This is a genomic window from Acidimicrobiales bacterium (genome assembly GCA_036273495.1).
Lineage (GTDB): Bacteria > Actinomycetota > Acidimicrobiia > Acidimicrobiales > JAJPHE01 > DASSEU01.
This window is the reverse complement of sequence record DASUHN010000179.1, coordinates 1-4,418: the sequence shown is the minus strand read 5'-3', so window position 1 is coordinate 4,418 and position 4,418 is coordinate 1. Positions and strand designations below refer to the sequence as shown.

Genomic DNA, 4,418 nt, shown 5'->3' with positions numbered 1-4,418 from the left:
AACGGCGGCTGGCTGACCGGCCGGTACCGCCGGGGCCAAGAGCTGCCGAAGGGGGGCCGGGCGGCCCGGATGCCGCAGCGGTTCGACCCCACCCTCCCCGCCAACGCCCGCAAGCTCGACCTGGTGGAGGAGCTGCTCAAGGTGGCGGCCGACGCCGGGTGCTCGCTCACCCATCTGGCGCTGGCGTTCGTGCTGCGCCATCCCGCCGTCAGCGCCGCCATCATCGGGCCGCGCACGATGGAGCAGCTGACCGATCAGCTGCCGGCCGTGGACGTCGTGCTCGACGACGCCGTGCTCGACCGCATCGACGAGCTGGTGGCGCCGGGCACCAACATCAGCCGCGAGGACAGCGGCTACGCCCCGCCGGCCACCACCGCGGCGTGGCGGCGGCGGCGCCCCGCCGGGCTCTGATGGACGGCCCCGCCGTTTCCCGCCAAGAGGCCGACGCCACCCTCACCGCCCCCGGCCAGCTGTTCGAGGTGGGCGAGGAGGTCATCCGGGGCATCCCGACCCGGGTCTGGAGGAACGCCCCGCCCACGTTGGGCGCGGTGCTGGAGCAGTCCCGCGCCCACGGGGACGCCGTGTTCCTCGTGTACGAGGACGAGCGGATCACCTTCTCCGAGCACTACCGGCGGGCCGCCGCCCTGGCCCACCGGCTCGTCGAGGACTACGGCGTGCGGCCCGGGGACCGCGTGGCCATCGCCATGCGCAACTTCCCGGAATGGCCGGTGGCCTTCTGGGCCACGGCGGCCGCCGGCGGCGTCGTCGTCCCCCTGAACGCCTGGTGGACCGGTCCGGAGCTCGCCTACGGGCTCACCGACTCGGGGGCGCGGGTGCTCTTTGCCGACCAGGAGCGGATGGAGCGGCTCGAGCCCCACCTCGACGCCGAGCTGGCCGGACTGGCGGGCGCCACCGTGGTGGCGCGATCGGAAGGGCCGGTCCGGGCCGGCGCCGTCCGCTTCGAGGACCTGCTCACCCCCGACGTGGTGGCCGGCGCCACGGGGCTGCCCGACCCGGGCGTCGGCCCCGAGGACGACGCCACCATCTTCTACACGTCGGGTACGACCGGCGTGCCGAAGGGCGCGGTGGGGACCCACCGCAACATCTGCACCAACCTGTGGAGCCTGTTCTTCACCAACGCCCGGGCCAGCCTGCGCCGCGCCGGGGCGGCCCCCCCTGCAGGAGGAGCCGGGGGCCAGAACGCCTACCTGCTCTCGGTCCCGTTCTTCCACGCCACCGGGTGTCACTCCGTCCTGGTGGCCAACACCGCCGTCGGCGGGAAGCTCGTGATGATGTACCGCTGGAACCCCGAGCGGGCCCTGGAGCTGATCGAGCGGGAGCAGATCACGACCTTCGGGGGCGTGCCCGCCATGGTCATGCAGGTCCTGGACTCACCCGACTTCGAGAAGCGCGACATCTCCAGCGTGCGCTCCGTCGCCTACGGCGGGGCCCCGGCCCCGCCCGACCTCGTGCGGCGGATCCGGCAGCATTTCCCCGGTGGCCAGCCGTCCAACGGCTACGGCCTCACCGAGACCTCCTCGGTCTCGACCATGAACAACGGGGACGACTACATCCGCAAGCCGGACAGCGTGGGCCCGCCCGTCCCGGTGGTCGAGATCAAGGTGGTCGACGCGGACGGGGGCCAGCTCCCCCTCGGAGAGATCGGCGAGCTGTGGATCAAGGGGCCCAACGTCGTCCGGGGCTACTGGAACAAGCCCGACGCCACCGCCGACAGCTTCACCGACGGCTGGCTGCACACCGGGGACGTGGCCCGGATCGACGACGAGGGCTTCGTCTACATCGTGGACCGGGCCAAGGACATGGTCATCCGGGGCGGGGAGAACGTGTACTGCGTCGAGGTGGAGGCGGCCCTCCACGAGAGCGAGGCGGTGGCCGAGTGCGCGGTGATCGGCATCCCCCACCCCGTCCTCGGGGAGGAGGTCGGCGCCGTGGTCCGCCTCCGGGCCGGCGCGTCCGTGACCGAGGAGGACCTGCGCCGCCACGTCGCCGAGCGGCTGGCCGCCTTCAAGGTCCCGGTCCGGGTGTGGATACGCGACGAGGAGCTCCCCCGCAACCCCGCCGGCAAGGTGCTCAAGCGGGAGCTGCGCGAGGAGCTCCTCGGTGCGGAAACCTCGGGCTGAGGGCTACTTGGGCTGGGGAACGATCCGCAGGTAGGGCTTGGGCTCCTTCCAGCCGTCAGGGAACAGCTTCTTGGCCTCGTCGTTGGACACGGCGCCGCCGATGACGACGTCCTCCCCCGGCTTCCAGTTCGCCGGGGTACCCACCTTGTGCTTGCCCGTCAGCTGCAGGCCGTCGATGGCCCGCAGGATCTCGTCGAAGTTGCGCCCGACGCTCATCGGGTAGACGAGGACCAGCTTGATCTTCTTGTCCGGCCCGATCACGAAGACGTTCCGGACGGTCTGGTTGTCGGCGGGCGTGCGGGACTTGGCGTCGCCGGACGTGCCGCCCGGCAGCATCCCGTAGAGCGTGGCCACCTTGAAGTCGTTGTCCCCGATCATGGGGTAGGTGACCTTGGCCCCCTGGGTCTCCTCGATGTCCTGGGCCCACTTCTCGTGGTCGCCGGCGGAGTCGACCGACAGGCCGATGATCTTCACGTTCCGCTTGTCGAACTCGGGCTTGATCCGGGCCATGTAGCCGAGCTCGGTGGTGCAGATGGGGGTGAAGTCCTTGGGGTGCGAGAACAGGACCGCCCACGAGTCCCCGATCCAGTCGTGGAACTTGATCTTCCCCTGGGTGGTGTTGGCCTCGAAGTCCGGGGCCTCGTCGCCAATCGTCAGAGCCATGCGCTTTTCCTCCGCTCGTATACGCCGCGTCGAACGCTACCGGACCATCCGGCCTATTGTCGACCAGTCCAGTCGGGATTCGCGGTTCCAGGCACAGGGGAACGCCGGGGGCCGTCGTTATAATCCCGCCCATGGCCGACAGCCCGTCCGCCCCCGCCGGCACCCGCACTCCGCCCGCGCCCGTCGCCCGCCCCGAGGGGGACGAGGTGGCGCTGGTCGAGGAGGACCTTCTCGTCGAGGAGATCTCCATCGACGGGATGTGCGGCGTCTACTGATCCGTCTCCTGACGGTCCGGGGCAGGTGACCACCGTGAGCGGCGGGCCCGCGTCGCTCGATCCGCAGGAGGCGCGTCGGGCGGAGCGCTTCGGCGCCCTCTCCTACAACTACGGGGACCGCCGCCTGATGTTCCTCCGTCCCCGCGGTGCCGCTCCAATTCCGCTGACCGACGAGCTGAAGGGCGGCCTGGACGCCCCGATCTGCCTCACCTGGGAGCTGACCTACGCCTGCAACCTGGCGTGCGTGCACTGTCTGTCCAGCTCGGGCCGCAGCGATCCCGCCGAGCTCTCGACCCCCGAAGCCCGCCAGCTGATCGACGACCTGGCGGCCATGCAGGTCTTCTACATCAACGTCGGCGGGGGGGAACCCACCATCCGCTCCGACTTCTTCGACCTGCTCGAGTACGCCGTGTCCCGCCGGGTCGGGGTGAAGTTCTCGACCAACGGGACCCGGATCACCCCCGCCCGGGCGCGCGCCCTGGCCGGCATGGACTACGTCGACGTGCAGATCAGCATCGACGGAGCCGACGCGGCCACCAACGACCGGGTGCGGGGCGCCGGCTCCTACGCCGCGGCGCGGGCCGCCATGGACCACCTGGCCGAGGCGGGGTTCGGGCCGTTCAAGATCAGCGTGGTGATGACCCGCCACAACGTCCCCGAGCTCGACCGGCTCGAGGCGCTGGCCGAAAACTACGGGGCCCAGCTGCGGCTCACCCGGCTGCGCCCCGCCGGCCGGGGCGCCGACACGTGGGCCGAGCTGCACCCGACCGCCGAGCAGCAGCGCCGGCTCTACCACTGGCTGGTGGAGCGCCCCCACGTGCTCACCGGGGACTCCTTTTTCCACCTCTCCGCCCTCGGCGCGCCCCTTCCCGGGCTCAACCTGTGCGGGGCGGGGCGGGTGGTGTGCCTGGTCGACCCGGTCGGCGACGTGTACGCCTGTCCCTTCGTCCTCCATCCCGAGTTCCGGGCCGGGAGCGTGCGGGACGCCGGCGGGTTCGCGGGGGTGTGGCGGGAGTCGGAGCTGTTCGCCGACCTGCGGCGGCCGGCCAGTGCCGGGGCGTGCGCCTCGTGCGGCTCCTACGACGCCTGCCAGGGCGGGTGCATGGCGGCCAAGTTCTTCACCGGCCTTCCCCTCGACGGCCCCGACCCCGAGTGCGTGCTCGGGCACGGGGAGGCGGCGCTGGCGGCGGTGTCCCCCGGGACCGCGCCCCACCCCGGCCCCGGCCACTCCAAGCCGGTCCGCGTGAGGTTGGGGACCCACCGGCCCTGACGGGAGCGGCCGGGGATCAGCCCCCGGGCGCCGTCAACTAGGCGCCGAGACGACGGGGGAAGTCCGGGG

At 72.0% G+C, this 4,418-nt stretch carries 5 protein-coding genes; 4 read left to right on the top strand and 1 reads right to left on the bottom strand.

Going from position 1 to position 4,418, the window contains the following annotated elements:
• Positions 1 to 411, top strand: a 411-nt coding sequence (locus VFW24_07570; protein ID HEX5266616.1) for an aldo/keto reductase, incomplete at its 5' end; no start/stop codon positions are given.
• On the top strand, positions 381 to 2,141 hold the full coding sequence (locus VFW24_07565; protein HEX5266615.1) for a class I adenylate-forming enzyme family protein: 1,761 nt from the start codon (positions 381 to 383) through the stop codon (positions 2,139 to 2,141). The genes VFW24_07570 and VFW24_07565, both read left to right, overlap by 31 nt.
• A 3-nt stretch (positions 2,142 to 2,144) precedes the next feature.
• Here VFW24_07565 and VFW24_07560 read toward each other — a convergent pair whose 3' ends face one another.
• A complete protein-coding gene (locus VFW24_07560) occupies positions 2,145 to 2,804 on the bottom strand; it encodes a peroxiredoxin (protein HEX5266614.1) in 660 nt (219 codons plus the stop codon).
• A gap of 131 nt (positions 2,805 to 2,935) precedes the next feature.
• Between VFW24_07560 and mftA the strand changes: the two genes are divergently transcribed.
• On the top strand, positions 2,936 to 3,079 hold the full coding sequence (gene mftA, locus VFW24_07555) for a mycofactocin precursor MftA (protein ID HEX5266613.1): 144 nt from the start codon (positions 2,936 to 2,938) through the stop codon (positions 3,077 to 3,079).
• A gap of 25 nt (positions 3,080 to 3,104) precedes the next feature.
• Positions 3,105 to 4,349 (top strand): mycofactocin radical SAM maturase, encoded by a 1,245-nt coding sequence (gene mftC / locus VFW24_07550; GenBank protein ID HEX5266612.1) that lies wholly within the window; start codon positions 3,105 to 3,107, stop codon positions 4,347 to 4,349.
• Positions 4,350 to 4,418 lie beyond the last annotated feature (69 nt).